At 44.4% G+C, this 16,320-nt stretch carries 17 protein-coding genes; 6 read left to right on the top strand and 11 right to left on the bottom strand.

All coding sequences use genetic code 11. The features are described from left to right. Positions 1–2: 2 nt before the first annotated feature. Positions 3–992 (top strand): GNAT family N-acetyltransferase, encoded by a 990-nt coding sequence (locus H4K34_RS03255; RefSeq protein WP_210759400.1) that lies wholly within the window; start codon positions 3–5, stop codon positions 990–992. Here the strand turns inward: H4K34_RS03255 and rpe are convergent. The 7 genes from rpe to tamL form a co-directional block, all read right to left on the bottom strand. Continuing rightward, positions 989–1,636, bottom strand: a complete 648-nt coding sequence (rpe, locus tag H4K34_RS03250) for a ribulose-phosphate 3-epimerase (protein ID WP_210759399.1) — start codon at positions 1,634–1,636, stop codon at positions 989–991. The genes H4K34_RS03255 and rpe overlap by 4 nt on opposite strands. 55 nt (positions 1,637–1,691) lie before the next feature. After that, positions 1,692–2,555: a sigma-70 family RNA polymerase sigma factor gene (locus H4K34_RS03245; RefSeq protein ID WP_210759398.1), complete on the bottom strand. Its 864-nt coding sequence runs from the start codon at positions 2,553–2,555 to the stop codon at positions 1,692–1,694. A 51-nt stretch (positions 2,556–2,606) separates the two neighbouring features. After that, positions 2,607–4,751, bottom strand: a complete 2,145-nt coding sequence (locus tag H4K34_RS03240) for a polyribonucleotide nucleotidyltransferase (RefSeq protein ID WP_210759397.1) — start codon at positions 4,749–4,751, stop codon at positions 2,607–2,609. Between the two features lie 73 nt (positions 4,752–4,824). Next, entirely contained in the window at positions 4,825–5,094 is a 270-nt protein-coding gene (rpsO, locus tag H4K34_RS03235) for a 30S ribosomal protein S15 (RefSeq protein ID WP_210759396.1), read from the bottom strand. Positions 5,095–5,164: 70 nt separating this feature from the next. Beyond that, a complete protein-coding gene (accD, locus tag H4K34_RS03230; protein WP_210759395.1) occupies positions 5,165–6,034 on the bottom strand; it encodes an acetyl-CoA carboxylase, carboxyltransferase subunit beta in 870 nt (289 codons plus the stop codon). A 93-nt stretch (positions 6,035–6,127) separates the two neighbouring features. Beyond that, positions 6,128–7,204 (bottom strand): class I fructose-bisphosphate aldolase, encoded by a 1,077-nt coding sequence (locus H4K34_RS03225; RefSeq protein WP_210759394.1) that lies wholly within the window; start codon positions 7,202–7,204, stop codon positions 6,128–6,130. Between the two features lie 56 nt (positions 7,205–7,260). After that, positions 7,261–9,558 (bottom strand): translocation and assembly module lipoprotein TamL, encoded by a 2,298-nt coding sequence (gene tamL, locus H4K34_RS03220; RefSeq protein ID WP_210759393.1) that lies wholly within the window; start codon positions 9,556–9,558, stop codon positions 7,261–7,263. Between the two features lie 31 nt (positions 9,559–9,589). On the opposite strand from tamL, the gene H4K34_RS03215 reads away from it, so the two are divergent. Beyond that, entirely contained in the window at positions 9,590–10,294 is a 705-nt protein-coding gene (locus H4K34_RS03215) for a TrmH family RNA methyltransferase (protein ID WP_210759392.1), read from the top strand. Here H4K34_RS03215 and H4K34_RS03210 read toward each other — a convergent pair. Further along, the gene (locus tag H4K34_RS03210; protein ID WP_246452189.1) at positions 10,272–11,135 is read right to left on the bottom strand and encodes a DMT family transporter; all 864 of its coding nucleotides are present in this window, start codon (positions 11,133–11,135) and stop codon (positions 10,272–10,274) included. The two genes, H4K34_RS03215 and H4K34_RS03210, sit on opposite strands and share 23 nt — an antisense overlap. On the opposite strand from H4K34_RS03210, the gene H4K34_RS03205 reads away from it, so the two are divergent. Both H4K34_RS03205 and H4K34_RS03200 read left to right on the top strand, forming a co-directional pair. After that, the gene (locus H4K34_RS03205) at positions 11,134–11,289 is read left to right on the top strand and encodes a hypothetical protein (RefSeq protein ID WP_210759391.1); all 156 of its coding nucleotides are present in this window, start codon (positions 11,134–11,136) and stop codon (positions 11,287–11,289) included. The two genes, H4K34_RS03210 and H4K34_RS03205, sit on opposite strands and share 2 nt — an antisense overlap. Positions 11,290–11,307: 18 nt before the next feature. Further along, the gene (locus tag H4K34_RS03200; RefSeq protein ID WP_210759390.1) at positions 11,308–11,652 is read left to right on the top strand and encodes a hypothetical protein; all 345 of its coding nucleotides are present in this window, start codon (positions 11,308–11,310) and stop codon (positions 11,650–11,652) included. Between the two features lie 55 nt (positions 11,653–11,707). On the opposite strand, the gene corA is transcribed toward H4K34_RS03200, so the two are convergent. Continuing rightward, positions 11,708–12,772 (bottom strand): magnesium/cobalt transporter CorA, encoded by a 1,065-nt coding sequence (gene corA, locus H4K34_RS03195; protein ID WP_210759389.1) that lies wholly within the window; start codon positions 12,770–12,772, stop codon positions 11,708–11,710. Between the two features lie 122 nt (positions 12,773–12,894). Between corA and H4K34_RS03190 the strand changes: the two genes are divergently transcribed. Next, a complete protein-coding gene (locus tag H4K34_RS03190; RefSeq protein WP_210759388.1) occupies positions 12,895–13,653 on the top strand; it encodes an endonuclease/exonuclease/phosphatase family protein in 759 nt (252 codons plus the stop codon). Between the two features lie 11 nt (positions 13,654–13,664). Beyond that, positions 13,665–14,027, top strand: coding sequence for a cupin domain-containing protein (locus tag H4K34_RS03185; protein WP_210759387.1), 363 nt, complete (start codon positions 13,665–13,667; stop codon positions 14,025–14,027). Between the two features lie 6 nt (positions 14,028–14,033). Here H4K34_RS03185 and H4K34_RS03180 read toward each other — a convergent pair whose 3' ends face one another. Next, on the bottom strand, positions 14,034–15,593 hold the full coding sequence (locus H4K34_RS03180) for an NAD(P)/FAD-dependent oxidoreductase (protein ID WP_210759386.1): 1,560 nt from the start codon (positions 15,591–15,593) through the stop codon (positions 14,034–14,036). Continuing rightward, entirely contained in the window at positions 15,594–16,307 is a 714-nt protein-coding gene (gene porT / locus H4K34_RS03175; protein WP_210759385.1) for a type IX secretion/gliding motility protein PorT/SprT, read from the bottom strand. It abuts the gene before it with no gap. Between the last annotated feature and the right edge of the window lie 13 nt (positions 16,308–16,320).

Here is a 16,320-nt window from a genome sequence, read left to right as displayed (position 1 = left end):
TGATGAAGGAAATAATCAGTCCGGTTAGCCGGTATGCCATTATAAGTGAACTTAAGGCTGAGGCCTTTTTAAATCATACTTCTAAAGGAAGTAATCACTTGTATTTGGTAGATCACCGCAATGCTCCGAATATTGTTCGGGAGATTGGTCGTTTACGTGAAGAAGCTTTTCGCACGGCAGGCGGGGGTACTGGTAAGGAATTAGACTTGGATCAATACGATCTGAGCGAAAATCATCCTTATCAGCAATTGGTGGTTTGGGATCCCGAAGATCAGGAGATCTTAGCCGGCTATCGCCTGCAACGTTGCATTGATGGCGAGCGCGATGAAGACGGTCGCTTAAAGTCGCCTACCAGCAAATTATTTGAATTGTCGGATAAAATGGTGGAGGAGTTCTTGCCCGTTACCATCGAATTAGGACGTTCCTTCGTTCAACCTAAATACCAGCGTACCGCTGCTCGTAAAGGTTTATTTGCCCTTGATAATTTATGGGAAGGTTTGGCCTCGGTGATGATTCAAAGTCCGGAGCTGGAATACATGTTCGGTAAAGTAACCATGTATCCGCATTATGAGCGCGAAGCCCGCAATATCATTTTGGCCTTTATGCGCTACTTCTTCCCCGATCCCGATCAATTGGTACGTCCACGTACTCCCTTGGTAACGGAAGAAGAGTTAAGCCCCTATTTCAATTTGTTTAATGGCCTAGCCTATAAGCAGGCGCATAAGGTATTGTCGCAGGAAGTGAAGAAGCGTGGAGAGACTATTCCACCGCTCATCAATAGCTATATGTCTTTAAGCACTACCATGCGTTCCTTTGGTACTTCCGAGAATCCATTCTTTGGTTCGGTGGAAGAAACTGGAATCTTAATCCGTTTTGAGGATATCGACCCGGCGCGCAAAGAACGCTATATCAAAAACTATCAGGAGCACAGCTCAGAGTATGAAGGCCCCCTGTACATTCCCAGCACAGGGAGCAATGCAGAAAAGGCTTAAATCGCTTTTAAAGCAGCGATAGTTCCTATTTGATTTTCGGCGCGGAACACAAAGCTTCCGGCTACTAATACATCGGCACCAGCTGCAATAAGCTTGGGTGCATTATCGGTATTCACCCCACCATCAATTTCGATGAGGGTATTGGAGCCCGCTTCATTGATCATGCCTTTCAGTTCACGAACTTTATCATAGGTACGCTCAATGAATTTCTGACCACCGAAGCCAGGGTTTACGCTCATCAGGCAAACCAGATCAATATCCTGGATCACATCTTTTAATAAGCTAACGGGAGTGTGCGGATTTAAGGCCACACCAGCTTGCATGCCTTCGGCTTTAATCGCCTGTAGGCTGCGGTGTAAGTGCGTAGAAGCCTCGTAATGTACGGTAAGTACATCGGCACCGGCGGCTTTAAAATCCTGGATATAGCGCTCAGGCTTTTCGATCATTAAATGAACATCCAGGGTTTTCGTGGCTACACGGTTAATGGCTTCAATCACCGGTAAACCGAAAGAGATGTTAGGAACAAATAGCCCATCCATCACATCTAGGTGAAACCAGTCGGCGGCACTTTCGTTCACCATTTTACAATCGCGTTCAAGATTCAGGAAGTCGGCAGCCAAAAGGCTAGGTGCAATAAGTGCCATAAGTTTAATTTTCGGCAAAAATAAAAAACCCCGACGCAATGGCCGGGGTTCGAATCTAACCTAAATAGGTTTTAAGAATTTTACTTCTCGATGTGTGTTTTAATCTGCGGATCGCTTTTTCTTTGATCTGACGCACCCGTTCGCGAGTAAGGTCGAATTTCTCTCCGATCTCTTCCAAGGTCATTGGGTGTTGGCCGCCAAGGCCAAAGTAAAGGCGTACCACATCTCCTTCACGTGGGGTCAATGTGGCTAAAGAGCGTTCGATCTCAGTACGCAATGAATCTTGCATCAGAGTGTCATCAGGATTAGGACTTTCACCGGTATTCAATACATCATACAGGTTGCTGTCTTCGCCTTCCACTAAGGGAGCGTCCATGGAAATATGACGACCACTGTTACGCATGCTCTCCTTAACATCATTCTCGCCCATCTCTAGGTTATCGGCGATTTCTTCAGGGGAGGGAGCACGCTCATGCTCTTGTTCCAATTGCGCATAAGATTTGTTGATCTTATTGATCGAACCGATCTTATTCAAAGGCAAACGCACAATACGCGATTGCTCTGCCAGGGCTTGCAGGATACTTTGGCGAATCCACCATACGGCGTAGGAAATAAATTTAAATCCGCGAGTTTCGTCGAAACGCTGTGCGGCCTTGATTAATCCGAGGTTTCCTTCGTTGATAAGATCCGGCAGGGTTAATCCCTGGTTCTGATATTGCTTAGCCACAGAAACCACAAATCGAAGGTTGGCTTTGGTCAATTTCTCCAAAGCTACCTGATCACCAGCCTTAATACGCTGCGCTAACTCTACTTCTTCCTCGGCCGTAATCAGGTCTACTTTCCCAATTTCTTGAAGGTATTTGTCGAGTGAGGCGGTTTCCCGGTTGGTAACCTGTTTTGTGATCTTTAACTGTCTCATTGGCTACAATAAAAATGGATAACGTAATTAATTAACTAAAAAAGGGTCGATTTAGTTTTCTTCTTTTTTAGCTTCTTGCGCTGCAGGTTTCTCTAAAAGAGCTTTACGGGAAAGCTTCAGCTTACCGCGGTCGTCCTTACCGATCAATTTAACGTCGATACGGTCGCCTTCTTTTAATTCTTCCTCAACGGTTTGCAAACGACGGTGTGCAATCTCAGAGATGTGCAATAAACCATCGGTTCCAGGAGCGAGTTCTACGAATGCTCCATAAGGTTGGATCGAACGAACCAAACCATTATATACTTCACCTACTTCTGGTACGAAAGCAATTTCCTTGATGCGAGCTTCGGCTTTAGCCATTTTCGCGGCATCAGTTCCGCTGATCTCGATAACTCCGTATTCACCGTCTTCTTCGATGGTGATGGTAGTTTCGGTATCAAGCTGCAGCTTTTGGATATTCTTTCCTCCAGGTCCGATAATCATACCGATGAATTCCTTTGGAATCTTCATCATGGTTAATTTCGGAGCATGTGGCTTTAATTCGGTACGAGGGGCATCGATGGTCTTCATCATCTCACCTAAGATGTGTAAACGACCGTCTTTAGCCTGGTTCAAAGCTTTCTCAAGAATCTCGTAAGAAAGACCCTTAATTTTGATATCCATCTGACAAGCAGTGATACCCGCTTTGGTTCCGGTTACTTTAAAGTCCATATCACCTAAGTGGTCTTCATCACCAAGGATGTCGCTCAATACGGCATACTCTCCACTTTCGTCGGTGATTAATCCCATTGCGATACCTGATACGGGAGCTTTCATTTTGATACCGGCATCCATCATCGCCATAGTACCGGCACAAACCGTTGCCATGGAAGATGATCCGTTAGACTCCAAAATATCAGAAACCACACGAATGGTGTAGAAGTTATCGTCGGGCACCATGCCTTTTAAGGCACGCTGGGCAAGGTTACCGTGACCGATCTCACGACGGCTGGTTCCGCGAATAGGGCGAGCTTCACCGGTAGAGAAAGGAGGGAAGTTGTAGTGCAGGTAGAAACGCTCAGAACCACTGAAGGTTACGTTATCGATGCGGTTCTCATCCAGCTTGCTTCCTAAGGTTACGGTAGTAAGAGATTGAGTTTCCCCACGGGTAAATACGGCAGAACCGTGCGTAGAAGGAAGGTAATCTACCTCTGACCAGATAGGACGAATCTCATTCAATTGACGACCATCCAAACGCTGACGATCTTTCAAGATCATGTTACGCATGGCGTGGTATTCAACATCGTGATAATAAGTTTTGATAAGGCCGCTTTTTTCTTCCAGCTCTTCAGCGCTGAAATTAGCTTCCATATACTCGTCGCGAACGGTTTTAAACTGAGCAGAACGCTCTTCTTTGCTTAAACCACTTTTAGCAACGGCATATACCTTATCGTATAAGTCTTTCATGATTTGATCACGAAGAGCTTCATCGTGAGTTTCATGACTGTACTCGCGCTTAGGGCTAGACTTGGCAACTTGGGCTGCTAAATCCAACTGAGCTTGTACTTGAACTTTAATTGCTTCGTGAGCGGCGGCGATGGCATCAAGCATTTCTTTTTCAGAAATCTCTTTCATCTCACCTTCAACCATTACTACACTATCTGCAGTAGCACCCACCATCATATCGATGTCGGATTCTTCTAATTGAGCAGGAGTAGGGTTGATAATAAATTCACCATTTACACGACCTACGCGTACTTCAGACATCGGGCCGTTAAAAGGAATATCAGAAACGGCAATAGCAGCAGAGGCAGCTAAACCGGCTAAAGCATCAGGCTTTACATTAGGATCCCAAGAGTTAAGGGAGATCATCACCTGAACATCAGCGTGGTAATCTTTTGGGAAAAGCGGACGTAAAACACGGTCCACCAATCGCATCACTAATATTTCTTCGTCGGAAGGACGAGCCTCTCTTTTAATGAATCCACCGGGCATGCGGCCGGCAGAAGAAAATTTCTCGCGGTAATCTACGGTTAGGGGCAAAAAATCAATGCCATCCATAGCTTCTTTATTTGAAACTACAGTCGCTAACAACATGGTGTCACCCATGCGAACCACTACAGAACCGTCGGCTTGTTTCGCCAGTTTTCCGGTTTCGATGGTGATGGTTCTCCCGTCTGCTAATTTGATTTCCTGCGTAATAGCGTTTGGAATCATGTATTAATTGTAAATGGTAATTGGATCAGAAGAAAAGAAGGCAACTCTAAGAATTGCCTTCTTTATCAAGAGATTACTTTCTAATTCCGAGTTCGGCGATAATCGCACGATATCTTTCAATATCACGATCCTTCAGGTAACCTAAGATGCGACGACGCTTACCTACCATGTCTACCAGAGCTTTCTCAGTAGCGAAATCCTTGCGGTTACGCTTCAAGTGCTCGGTTAGGTGGTTAATACGGTAAGTGAACAATGCAACTTGACCTTCGGGTGAACCGGTGTCGTTGTCAGATTTTCCGTATTTCTGGAAAATCTCTCTTTTCTTCTCTGGGCTTAAATACATTTCAAGATCCTTTAGATGAATGTTATGTATACTATAAATTGAGCCTGCAAAAGTAGAAATTCTTTTCTAATTAATTGCTAGCCTTGGCCTTAACTTCTCCTTGTGTCATGCGGAGAAAATTGGACATTTTACTCTTGAGGTCCTTTCTTTCGGAAATGAAATCCAGGAATCCGTGTTCCAGCAGGAACTCAGCTGTTTGGAATCCATCCGGTAAATCTTTACCAATGGTTTCCTTTACTACCCGGGGACCGGCAAAGCCGATTAAAGCTCCGGGTTCCGCGATATTAATATCTCCTAACATCGCAAAGGATGCGGTTACTCCACCAGTTGTGGGATCGGTTAATACGGAGATATAGGGGATTTTCGCTTCGCCTAATTGCGCCAGTTTAGCACTGGTTTTCGCCATCTGCATAAGCGAGAAGGCCGCCTCCATCATACGGGCACCTCCACTTTTGGAGATCATAATGAAAGGCTTATTGTACTTGATAGAGTGGTCAATCGCCTTGGCAATTTTTTCACCTACCACAGAGCCCATGGAACCTCCAATGAAATTGAAGTTCATGGCCGCGATTACTACATCGCGCTCATTCATTTTACCGTATCCGGTGCTTACCGCATCATTGATGCCGGTCTTTTTTACTGTGGCCTTATAGCGATCAACGTATTTTTTGGTATCCTCAAATTTCAGGGGATCGCCGCTGGTCATTTTAGCGTTGAGCTCGGTGAATTTACCTTCGTCAAATAAGATGCTGAAATACTCCTTGGCATTAATGCGTTCGTGGAAGCCACAATTCGGGCAAACCCACATATTGGCAGAGTGATCTTCAACGCTGGAAATCACCTTGCACTTCTTACACTTGTACCAAAGTCCTTCCGGCGTTTCTTTCTTATCTTCAGTCTTGGTGGTTATCCCCTCTTTGTTTCTTACAAACCAACCCATAGAATTCAAATTAAAGTGAAAAAGTCTGCATCCGATATTTTGAATGCAGACTTTGTATCAAAAATCCTTAAAAATTGTGATAATCACAAATGATTAAGCGATGCTAATATCAGTGTCCAGATATACGTCCTGAATAGAGTTTAATAAGGCTACTCCTTCATTCATAGGTTTCTGGAAGGCTTTACGACCGGAGATTAATCCCTGGCCACCAGCACGTTTGTTAATTACCGCAGTACGAACAGCATCCGCTAAATCATTTTTAGCATCGCCACTAGAAGCACCACCGGAGTTAATTAATCCCGCACGACCCATATAGCAATTGGCTACCTGGTAACGAGTTAAGTCGATAGGATTATCGCTGGTTAATTCGGTGTAAATGCGCTCGTCTAATTTACCGTAGCTGCTGCTTCCGCTGTTTAAAGCTTTGTAGCCACCATTGTTTTCAGGAAGCTTTTGCTTGATGATATCCGCCTGGATAGTTACACCCAAATGGTTAGCTTGTGCAGTAAGGTCTGCTGCAACGTGGTAATCTTTATCTTGTTTGAAGGCTGGATTACGCATATAGCACCAAAGGATGGTAGCCATGCCTAATTCGTGTGCATATTCAAATGCTTCAGCCACTTCTACCAATTGACGGTTGCTTTCTTCAGAACCGAAGTAAATGGTAGCACCTACTGCCACAGCACCCATATCGTAGGCATTGCGAATACTTCCGAACATGATCTGATCGAAGGTATTAGGGTAGGTCAATAATTCATTGTGGTTAATTTTTACAATGAATGGAATTTTGTGCGCATACTTGCGAGAAACGCTAGCCAAAGCTCCAAAGGTGGAAGCTACTGCATTACAGCCGCCTTCCAGGGCAAGCTTCACAATATTTTCGCCATCAAAATAGATGGGGTTTTTAGCAAATGAGGCCCCTGCAGAGTGCTCAATACCCTGGTCTACCGGAAGGATAGAAAGGTATCCGGTATTGGCTAAACGACCATTACCATAAAGAGCTTGCAAGCTTCTTAATACTTGAGGACTGCGATTGGAGTCAGCGAAAACCCGGTCTACGAAATCCGGGCCAGGAAGGTGGAGCAGACTTTTATCAATGGTTTTGGATTGGTGGTTCAAAAGGGCTTCGCCATCAGAACCTAAAAGATCTGCAATTTGGTTGACGTTCATAATGTGGATCTAAGTATTAGAAATCGGTACAAAAATAGAGTTTTTTCTCACCCAGATTAAAATGGGTATCCTAAGGCAATGTTATATGTGAGATTATTGAAAACAGGCTTGGTGGCAATCACCCACTCCTCGCGACTGGAGTAGTATCCAGGGTCTCGAAGGCGCAATCCAATATCTAAACGAATTACAAAAAAATCGAGGTCTAAACGAAATCCTAATCCACTTCCGATGTATAAATCGCGAGCTAGATTTCGCAATTCGAATTTGCTTTGCTCAGATTCGAGGCCACCAGTTAGCCAGATATTTCCTGCATCCAGAAACACAGCTCCTTTTAAGCTGCCATACATCGGGAAACGGTATTCGATATTGGAAAGCAGTTTAAAAGTACCAATGGCAAAATTGGAACTGGTATCAGTATAAGAGGAAACCTGATCTTGACCACCTCCGGCACGATAAGCAGGCCAGGCGCGTAAATCGTTAGTACCCCCTATAAAGAAAAAGCGACTAAAAGGAGGGAGGCGAAAAGTGCTATTGGCTCCTTCAATCTGACTTAAACCATAGGGGTGAATATAACCTCCACTCAGCCGGAAAACATAGAGCTGTTCCGGGCTGGGGTGGATGTAATAGCGGTAATCTAAATTGATTCGGGCAAATTGGTAAACCGGTGCACCAAATAAGAGGCTGGTTCCGGCATCATTTACCTTACCGATATTATTAGCAAGAATAGACTGTAAGCTTCCGGCTAGCTCCACTTCCGAGCTGAAAAAATCATAGTATTCCTGACTTACACTTTGCTGTCCATTATAGGTGTATTTCCAGGAGCTGCTGCTGATGAATTCTGATTTGAAAGCTAAGTTTTGAATGGTGTCCAATTGGCTAATGAAATAGTCATCAATAGAGTCTAAGCGCGAGAAACTGAGGTTTAAGAGGTCGACCTGATGGGTCTTAAAAGCACTTTCATTCCATTGGTAACTGAGTCGCCCCCCGAAGGTCTCACGATCAAATTCTATTCTGGCAGTACGATTAGCATAAAGGCTCACACTGGAACGAGGTTGCATACGTTTGGGAACTAAGTTCAGCGTATTGAAAGGGAGCACAAAGCGGGGGAAGTCAATTCTAATCTCGGCTCCTAATTCAAAGGTTCGAGAAAGATTTTCGGTATTGGCCAGGGTAGGTTGATATTCTAAGCCACTGTTGATTTTAAAGCTCAAAGCTTCTCCGCCACGAAAGAGGTTACGATTGATAATACCTACAGATCCGCTAATTCCATAATTACCGGAAGTATTGGTGACCTCCATTTCGGTATTGAAGCTTCTTTTATCCTGGGGTACCAAGCGAATTTCTACATCTAAAAAGGAACGACCGGTATCACTTTTAAGCGGTCGGAAATTAATTTCGGTAACATTAAAAGCATTGTAGCTGCTGTAGTGAGAATAGGTTTCATTAATTACACTTTGGCGAAAGAGATCACCTTGATTAAAGTGAATGGCATCGGTTAAATAGCGTGGTTTATAGGCTAGGCTATCGTACTTAATCAGGTATTTCTGAAATTGGATACTGTCGCCCGGGGCTTGCCTGGATTGGAAATCGAAATCCGGAATCACCGAGATATTGCGGATGAAATATGGTTTGGGAACCCGATAAACAATACTGTCGCCCGCTCTTTCAGGGATACCGCGCACGATCAATTTTACCGTTACCCGGTGTAAGCCAGCTCTTTTATTGGTGTCGGCATCAAAGCTGATATAGCTGTCGCTGAAGTCGAAATAACCATTGTCTCGGAATAATCGCTTTAAACGACCGCGTTCCAAATCCAGTTTTTCGAGGTCATAATATTGACCTTCTTTTAATTCAGATTCATCGGCGGAAGCTAGGCGCAGACGTTCCAAAGCGGGGATTAGCTCATATTGAATACTGTCGATCCGATAACGGGGACCACGCACTACTCGATATTTTACCTGGGCTCTTTGATGCGAGCGATATTCTATTTCCTCCTTTACCTGGGCTTGGAAATAGCCTTTATTGAAATAATATAATTGCAGTAAATCTGCACTGCGTTCGGCTTTGGCCTGATCAAAAATAACCGGGGCCTGACCTAAACGCGACCAGAAGTTTTTTTCTTCACCGCTGCCCCAGGAATGAATAGCTAAACCGGGTCTTAAGCGAGGGAGGATAAACTTGCGATTGGGCTTTTGGCGGATAATTCCTTCTGCCAAAGCATCTGCTCGACCACCATCCTCGAGAATAATCTCGCTGCGCCATAGTAAATAGCGGTCGTCCGGCACATAACGGCTATATTTACAGCCTGCAAGGCTCGTGAGTAAAAGGCTCCAGATGATCAGGCGCTTCAACATGCAGTCTTTTGAATTTTGGCAAATGTAAGTCATGCCCAGTCTATCCGCTCAAAAGTTAATCCGAAAGCTTCGACAACGCAAGCATCGCTGGCAAGAACAGCTCTTTGTTGCCGAAGGTCCAAAGTTAGTACAAGACCTACTCGATTCCGGCTTAAAGGCCCATAGCATTTGGTCTACAGTTGATTTTCCGGAAGCAGAGTTTATCGAGCCTGAGCTCTTACAAAAGCTAAGCCAACTCAGTACCTCCAATGAATTAATTGCCTTATTTCCATTTCCCGATTATAAAACTCAGCAGCTGAATCGTCTGTTGATTTTGGATGGAATTAATGATCCGGGCAATTTAGGAACCCTCCTTCGCACGGCCGATTGGTTTGGTTTTGAAAAGGTGATTTGCACCAATGGGACTACCGATATCTATAATGCAAAGGCAGTGCAAAGTACCATGGGCTCCTTGGCCCGATTGGATATTGAATATGCTTCCATTGAAGAGATTCTAAGTCAATATCCGGAACATCAGTTTCTAGTAGCAGATATGGAGGGGCAATCCTTCCAGGAAATGGAGAGCAGTCAAATTTCTAAACTTGCTTTAGTGATGGGGAGTGAAAGTCATGGTCCTTCGCAAGAATGGCTCCAGCGGGCAGAGAAGATTACCATTGCCAAAGGCAGTAATTCTCAGATTGACAGTTTAAATGTGGGAATAGCTGCCGGGATTCTTATGCAGCATTTCGCTTCTTAGCACGCTGTCGCAGATGCGCCTTTAGTAGCAAATTGAGCAACACCCCAGAGATTACCAGAACAATGCCGATCAATACCGGCCATTCGTAGGTATAGCCAAATAAGAAGAAATCGAAGCCCAGAGCGAAGACCACACCCAGGTATTTGAAGCCGGTTATTTCATTGGCTTCTACCAATTGCAGGGCTTTGGTCATATTGATTTGCGCGATCTGTGTAAGTACGCCCATCAATAACAATAAAGCCCATTCCCATCCGATTGGAGTGACCCAATTAAAGAGGGAGATGATCGCCATCACCGGAGTGGCAATTAATGGGAAGTAGAGGACCACCACTAAGGGGTGATCGGTATTCTTAACCTTGCGAATAAAGTTGTAAGCCAATCCAGCGAAGATGGAGGAACTGATACCCAGTACAAAGAGCAAAGGACTGATTTCCGAATCAAAGCCTTTAATGATGGCAATTCCCGCAAAGCTCAATCCGAAGAAGAGCCATTGCCACCATTTCACCTTTTCTTTTAAAATGAAGATTCCGAAAAGGGCCGTGAAAATTGGGGAGAGGTATTGCAGGGTGATGGCTGATCCCAGGGGTAATTTTTGCAGGGTATAAAAGAAGAGGGAAAGGGCAGTTACACCAGCCAGTCCGCGCCCGATCAGGTAAATTTTCTGATTGCCCCAAGGCGATAGATTACGCCGACGAATAAAATATAGGCTTAAAATCAGGGAAACGATGGAGCGAAAAAGCACTAATTCGGTAGCTGGCAGTCGATCGAGAAATTTTACGGTGAGGTTCATCAGGGAGAACCCAAGCACCGAAATAAGCATAAAACCAACGGCCTTCTTCATGGAATTAAAAGTGGCGGCAAAGGTCGTTTTTTCGAAGATGAAAAGAAGTCTTATTGAAGGAGACTATTTTAAAATCGCAAAAGCCTTGGCTAAGGAATCAGCCCTCATTTTAAGGTCTGATTTTACACCAGAAGCATGGAAATGGCTACTTTAGAGCAGTCCAAAAACCAAGATGATGTACAAAAAATTACTTGTAGGCGGTCTAATCATTTTTGGAGCAGCCAGTTGCGCTATGTTTAAGTCTTCTGCTGCTACAGAATCATCCGTAAGCTATGCCCAACATATTGAACCAATAATGCAGGCCAAGTGTACGCCCTGCCATTATCCAGAAACGGGCAAGGCAGATATGTTGAATACCTATGAATCGGTTAAAAGGCATGCAAATGGCATTTTGCATCGCATTCAATTAGATCCCAGTGATTCGCATTATATGCCCTTCAAACAGAAGAAACCTGCTGTAACCGCGGATGAAATTGCTTTGATCCAACAATGGAAAGCGGAGGGTTTCGCTAAGTAATCCAGCAAAGAATATTGACCAAAAGCCTGATATCGAAGATGTCAGGCTTTTTTTATTAAAACCATTTCTTCCTTCTAAAGTACCAGAGCATACTTATGGCTACGGCCAGGATCATTCCCCAAAAAATGAAATAGCTGTATTTATAATGCAGTTCCGGGAAGTACTCGAAATTAGTTCCATAAACGCCAGCAAAGAAGGAGAGCGGAATGAAAATAGCGGAGAAAATGGTGAGCACCCGCATGATATCATTCATTTTGGTGCTGATGGAAGTATGGTACAAATTGAGATAATCACTCAATAAGTTTCGATAGGTGTCTACTGATTCGAGGGTGTGTAAAACCAAGCCCTCCAAATCCTTGAAATAAGGAAGCACTTCCTTTTTATGAATATAAGGACTGTTAGAACGAATAATGCCTCCCATCAGGTCCTTAACCGGTTTTAAAACCTTCATTACGAAATGCAATTCCCTTTTATAAGTATTGATTTCAGCCACAATGCTCTCATCAGGGCTATCCAAAACCCGTAATTCCAGGTCATCGATTTTCTCGCCCATATGTTCTACCAGATAGATATAGCTATCAACCACCGTATCCAGCAGGGCATAGGCCAGGTAATCACAACTGCGTTTGCGGATGAGGCCTTTGCCTTCGGCTAAGCGTTGGCGTACCGGATCAAAAACATCGCCTTCCTGTTCTTGAAAGCTGATCAGGAAATCATCGGCAAAAACCAGACTTAATTGCTCCGATTGAACCAGTCCCTTTTTATCATCGAATTGCAGCATCTTCAAGGTGATAAAAAGGTGATCATCGAATTCCTCAAATTTCGCTCGCTGTCCGGTATTCATAACATCCTCCATGGCCAGGGGATGTAAACCAAATTGCTCTTGAATGTTATCCATCAATCGAGCATCATGTAAGCCCACTACATTTAGCCAGCGCTTTTCATATTTGGCCTCCGGGAGTCTTAGATCCGCAGGATTAGGTTCTTCCTGGTCATAGTTTTCCGGACCATAATGATGAAGTCCCAATAAGGGTTGATCAAGTTTTTTCTGGCCAATAAAAACCAGAGCGCCAGGAGCGAGACCTTTATTCTCGATTCGCTTTTTAAAGAAACGTGCCATGGGGGAAAGTTACTAATATTGGCTTTTGGAATTTGAGATTATATAAGATGGCTAAGATGAAAATTGTTTTCACTTTTTCGGCAATTCTCCTTTCTCTCGTGCTTGGGGCGCAATCAAGGGTAATGACTTTTAACCTGCGTTACAGCAATGCTTATGATGGCGATAATCGTTGGGCCTTGCGCAAGGCTGAGGTGGTAGATTTAATAAACCGTTATCATCCTGATGTACTGGGAGTTCAAGAAGCTCTATATGCTCAAATTGAGTATCTCGATTCCAATTTACAGGGCTATACCTACATAGGTGTTGGTCGAGATGATGGTGCCAAGGCCGGGGAGTTTGCAGCCATTGTTTACGATACGGCCAAAATAGAGTTGCTCTACTGGGAGAATTATTGGCTATCGCCCTTCCCGGATCAGGTTTCGGTAGGTTGGGATGCAGCAATGCCCAGAGTAGTGACCTATGCTCAATTTAGGGATCGGAAAAGCGGGAAGCAATTTCATGTTTTTAATGCCCATTTTGATCATCGTGGGGAGGAAGCTCGTTTACAATCCGCCCAGTTTATTTTGGCGCAAATTGAAAAGTTTAAGATTCAAGAGGAGCGAATTATTGTAATGGGGGATTTAAATGCAGAGCCTGATTCACCTCCTTTGGATGTGCTAAAAGCCTTGTTGAAGGACAGCTTTGAAGCGAGTCGTAAAGACCCTCAAGGACCGATTGGTACTTTTAATGGATTTCAATCGGAATCGGATCCAACCAAGCGTATTGATTATATACTGGTACTTAATCTTAAAGTGAAGAGCTATCAATGCATTGATGATCGTCGTAGCAATGATTTGTGGCCTTCGGACCATATGCCCGTTTTAGTACAATTAAAAAACTAAGCAAGAATAAAATGGAGAAGGCAATTAATCTGGAGGAGAAGTTTAAGGGCATCCATGAGTTTTGGAGTCCGCATATTGCGGCGGAGCTGAATGGTCAGGAGGTGAAATTAGCCAAATTGAAAGGGGAATTTGTTCGGCATCAGCATGAGCAAGAAGATGAAATGTTTCTGGTGATGGAGGGCGAGCTCATCATGGAATTTGATGATCGACAAGAGTTGATTAAGGCGGGTGAATTCATCGTAATCCCCAAGGGTATTTACCATAAGCCCATTGCAAAGGAAGAAGTGAAAGTTCTGTTGTTTGAGCCGGCTTCTACTTTGAATACTGGAGATGTGGAAAATGAAAGGACTCGCTATAATCTGAATAGAATATAGAAGGCTTTACTTTGATTCTAGAAAATGGGCAGCGGCTTCTGCACAACGCTCACCGTCCATTCCCGCACTTACAATGCCTCCAGCAAATCCGGCACCCTCACCACTGGGAAAGAGGTTTTTAATTTCAGGATGTTGATAGCTTTCGCGGTCACGTGGAATCCGTACGGGTGAGCTGGTTCTACTTTCAATGCCTACAATATTGGCTTCATTGCTGTAATAACCCGGCATTTTCTTACCAAATTCTACAAAGGCAGCCTGCAGACGTTGCGCCATAAAGGGCGGTAGTATTTCATGCATAGGCATGGAGATCAAGCCGGGGATATAACTGCTGGGATTCAGCTCTGGGCTGATTCGACCTTTCACAAAGTCAACTAATCGCTGAGCTGCGGCTTGCTGTGTGGAGCCACCCGCTTCCCAAACTTTTTTCTCTACCTCTTTTTGGAACTCCAGTCCAGCCAAAGGACCATATTGCTTATAATCTGAAAGATCTTCCAATTCGATCGCCACCACAATCCCGCTATTGGCGAAATTATTATCTCGCTTGCTGGGACTCATGCCATTTACTACCAACTCCTCCTGAGCCGTGGCAGCTGGCACTATAAAACCACCGGGGCACATGCAGAAGCTATAGACCCCACGGCCATCTACCTGCTGCACTAGCTTGTAAGATGCGGCTGGCAATATTTCATCATAATCATTGCCGTGGTACTGAATCTTATTAATGAGCTTTTGCGGATGCTCAACCCGTACTCCCATGGCAAAGGGCTTGGCCTCTAAGCGAATTCCTTTTTCATGCAGGAGATAATAAATATCACGCGCACTATGACCGGTAGCCATGATTAGGGCTTGCACCGGCCAGGTCTTTCCATCCGAAGTGCGAATTTCTATGATCCGATTTCCCTCTTGAACCAGATCTGTAAGACGAGTTTCAAAATGCACTTCGCCACCATATTTCAGTATGGTTTCGCGGATGGCTTGAACAATCTTGGGTAATTTATTGGTGCCAATATGAGGATGGGCTTCAAAGAGGATGTCTTCCACCGCACCATGTTCCACTAGGGAATCGAGGATACGCTGCATATTGCCCCGCTTTTTACTGCGGGTATAGAGCTTGCCATCCGAATAGGTTCCGGCACCACCTTCGCCAAAGCAATAATTCGAATCGGAGTCCACCAGATTATCGCGGTTTACCGCCTTTAAATCTCTTCTGCGACTGCGCACATCTTTACCCCTTTCAATAACGATGGGTTTGAATCCTAGCTCTAAACATCGCAAGGCGGCCCACATACCTGCCGGTCCAAAGCCAATAATATGTACTTCAGGAGCCTCGGAAACATCTTGGTATTCGAAATGACAAAGCTCTCGTGGAGCCAGTTTTCGATTTTTCTCGTAGGCTATTTGGAGGTTTACCTTGATCTTTTTGCCCCGCGCATCAATATTGCGGCGCTCCAATCTGAAATCAATGCTTTCATTGGAACGAACATTGGCGACCTTACGGAGATGCGCCTCTAATTTTGCCTCATCATAGGCAATCTCAGGAATAACACTAATCTCCAGAAGTGGCATTTATTCGAAAGTGAAATTGATCAGCAATCCACGGGTATAAACTCCCTGTAATCCTGCGGCCAAAAAGGTGTCGTCTACCACCTTCTGATTGGTGATGCCAAAGGAATAGATGATTTGCGGGGAAAATTTGAAGAATTCGAAATAGATATCTACCCCAATCCCCATATCGTAATAGACCTCATTGCGCTTCAGTTTAAAAACGCGATCATCTTCAACATCCTGATCACTGGCAAGGTCGATATTGTATTTAGGTCCGGCCAAAAGGTACATGCGGTAATTACCAATGCGATCGGCCCGAAACTTGAAGTAAACCGGGAATTCTAAGAATGAGGATTCAATATCGCGCTCCACCATTTCTCTTTCCAAGGTAAATTGGTTGAGGATGTCGAAACGCAAGGTGCGCACGGTAAAGGCATAACCAGGACTAAAGTTGAGGTCCCAGTGATCCCCCAGGCGTAATTTGCTAATGATCCGAATATTGTAACCAGGTGAAGTTTCTGAATACACACGGTAATAGCCTGGTAATTGGGTGCTTAGGTCAGGAAGGGTGCGCGTGCGCAGATCCGTGTAATTCAATCCAATCGAAAAACCAAAATCAATCACCTTGCGATCATAGCGCGGATTATTTTTAAGTCGGCGACTTAATTGCGCACTCATATTGAGGCTAAGCCCCAAAAGGAGGAAGAGGATGAAATACTTTTTGTTCACGATCATGGAACGCTTCAAA

The sequence above is a fragment of the Croceimicrobium hydrocarbonivorans genome, assembly GCF_014524565.1.
In the GTDB taxonomy this organism is placed as follows: domain Bacteria; phylum Bacteroidota; class Bacteroidia; order Flavobacteriales; family Schleiferiaceae; genus Croceimicrobium; species Croceimicrobium hydrocarbonivorans.
Note: the sequence above shows the minus strand (reverse complement) of the source record. Positions and strands in the feature narration are given on the sequence as shown.

What these genes read in the sequence shown, in the direction of transcription:
- H4K34_RS03255 (WP_210759400.1), top strand. Translation starts at nt 3, where the DNA reads ATGAAGGAAATAATCAGTCCGGTTAGCCGGTATGCCATTATAAGTGAA.
- rpe (WP_210759399.1), bottom strand. Translation starts at nt 1,636, where the DNA reads ATGGCACTTATTGCACCTAGCCTTTTGGCTGCCGACTTCCTGAATCTT.
- H4K34_RS03245 (WP_210759398.1), bottom strand. Translation starts at nt 2,555, where the DNA reads ATGAGACAGTTAAAGATCACAAAACAGGTTACCAACCGGGAAACCGCC.
- H4K34_RS03240 (WP_210759397.1), bottom strand. Translation starts at nt 4,751, where the DNA reads ATGATTCCAAACGCTATTACGCAGGAAATCAAATTAGCAGACGGGAGA.
- rpsO (WP_210759396.1), bottom strand. Translation starts at nt 5,094, where the DNA reads ATGTATTTAAGCCCAGAGAAGAAAAGAGAGATTTTCCAGAAATACGGA.
- accD (WP_210759395.1), bottom strand. Translation starts at nt 6,034, where the DNA reads ATGGGTTGGTTTGTAAGAAACAAAGAGGGGATAACCACCAAGACTGAA.
- H4K34_RS03225 (WP_210759394.1), bottom strand. Translation starts at nt 7,204, where the DNA reads ATGAACGTCAACCAAATTGCAGATCTTTTAGGTTCTGATGGCGAAGCC.
- tamL (WP_210759393.1), bottom strand. Translation starts at nt 9,558, where the DNA reads ATGTTGAAGCGCCTGATCATCTGGAGCCTTTTACTCACGAGCCTTGCA.
- H4K34_RS03215 (WP_210759392.1), top strand. Translation starts at nt 9,590, where the DNA reads ATGCCCAGTCTATCCGCTCAAAAGTTAATCCGAAAGCTTCGACAACGC.
- H4K34_RS03205 (WP_210759391.1), top strand. Translation starts at nt 11,134, where the DNA reads ATGGAATTAAAAGTGGCGGCAAAGGTCGTTTTTTCGAAGATGAAAAGA.
- H4K34_RS03210 (WP_246452189.1), bottom strand. Translation starts at nt 11,135, where the DNA reads ATGAAGAAGGCCGTTGGTTTTATGCTTATTTCGGTGCTTGGGTTCTCC.
- H4K34_RS03200 (WP_210759390.1), top strand. Translation starts at nt 11,308, where the DNA reads ATGATGTACAAAAAATTACTTGTAGGCGGTCTAATCATTTTTGGAGCA.
- corA (WP_210759389.1), bottom strand. Translation starts at nt 12,772, where the DNA reads ATGGCACGTTTCTTTAAAAAGCGAATCGAGAATAAAGGTCTCGCTCCT.
- H4K34_RS03190 (WP_210759388.1), top strand. Translation starts at nt 12,895, where the DNA reads ATGACTTTTAACCTGCGTTACAGCAATGCTTATGATGGCGATAATCGT.
- H4K34_RS03185 (WP_210759387.1), top strand. Translation starts at nt 13,665, where the DNA reads ATGGAGAAGGCAATTAATCTGGAGGAGAAGTTTAAGGGCATCCATGAG.
- H4K34_RS03180 (WP_210759386.1), bottom strand. Translation starts at nt 15,593, where the DNA reads ATGCCACTTCTGGAGATTAGTGTTATTCCTGAGATTGCCTATGATGAG.
- porT (WP_210759385.1), bottom strand. Translation starts at nt 16,307, where the DNA reads ATGATCGTGAACAAAAAGTATTTCATCCTCTTCCTCCTTTTGGGGCTT.